1 protein-coding gene is annotated in these 1,049 nt (G+C 73.5%); it reads left to right on the forward strand.

The genetic code is table 11. The features are described from left to right. Window positions 1-114: 114 nt before the first annotated feature. Window positions 115-1,049, forward strand: a 935-nt coding sequence (locus AOK01_RS40045; RefSeq protein WP_483855266.1) for a phosphohexomutase domain-containing protein, incomplete at its 3' end; no start/stop codon positions are given.

Consider the following 1,049-nt stretch of genomic DNA (forward strand, 5'->3'; position numbering starts at 1 on the left):
AGCGGGGGTTCGGGGGCGGAGCCCCCGAGACTTGACGGGAATGGGTAGGGGCGGCGGGGGCGAGAAAACCGGGGTAGACAAACACGTACGGACGACGAAGAGAGGTCACCCCTCGTGCAGAACGAACTCGTCGCGCGGGCCAAGGCATGGCTCGCCGAGGACCCCGACGCGGAAACCCGTGAGGAACTCGCCAAGCTCATCGACGCCGAGGACACCGCGGAGCTGACCGCACGCTTCAGCGGCACCCTCCAGTTCGGCACGGCCGGCCTCCGCGGCGAGCTGGGCGCGGGCCCGATGCGGATGAACCGCTCTGTGGTCGTCCGCGCCGCCGCAGGACTCGCCGCGTACCTGAAGGCGAAGGGACACACGGACGGCCTCGTCGTCATCGGGTACGACGCCCGCCACAAGTCCACCGACTTCGCCCGCGACACCGCCGCGGTCATGACGGGCGCGGGCCTGCGCGCCGCCGTACTCCCCCGCCCCCTCCCCACCCCCGTACTCGCGTACGCCATACGGCACTTGGGCGCGGTCGCGGGCGTGGAGGTGACCGCCAGCCACAACCCGCCGCGGGACAACGGCTACAAGGTGTACCTCGGGGACGGCTCCCAGATCGTCTCCCCGGCGGACGCCGAGATCGCCGCCGAGATCGCCGCGGTCAGGAGCCTGGCCGACGTCCCCCGCCCGGACTCCGGCTGGGAGACCCTCGACGACGGCGTCCTGGACGCCTATCTGGAGCGCACGGACGCGGTACTGGCCGCCGGCTCCCCCCGTACCGCCCGCACGGTCCACACGGCGCTGCACGGTGTCGGCACGGAGACCCTCCTCGCGGCGTTCGCCCGGGCGGGCTTCCCCGCGCCCGTCCTCGTCGCCGAGCAGGCCGACCCGGACCCGGACTTCCCCACCGTCGCGTTCCCGAACCCGGAGGAGCCGGGCGCGATGGACCTGGCCTTCGCGAAGGCCCGCGAGACGGACCCGGACCTGATCATCGCGAACGACCCGGACGCGGACCGCTGCGCCGCGGCCGTCAAGGACGGCGGGGACGGCGGGGA

Origin of the sequence: Streptomyces aurantiacus (assembly GCF_001418335.1) — a bacterium.
Classification (GTDB): Bacteria; Actinomycetota; Actinomycetes; order Streptomycetales; family Streptomycetaceae; genus Streptomyces; species Streptomyces aurantiacus.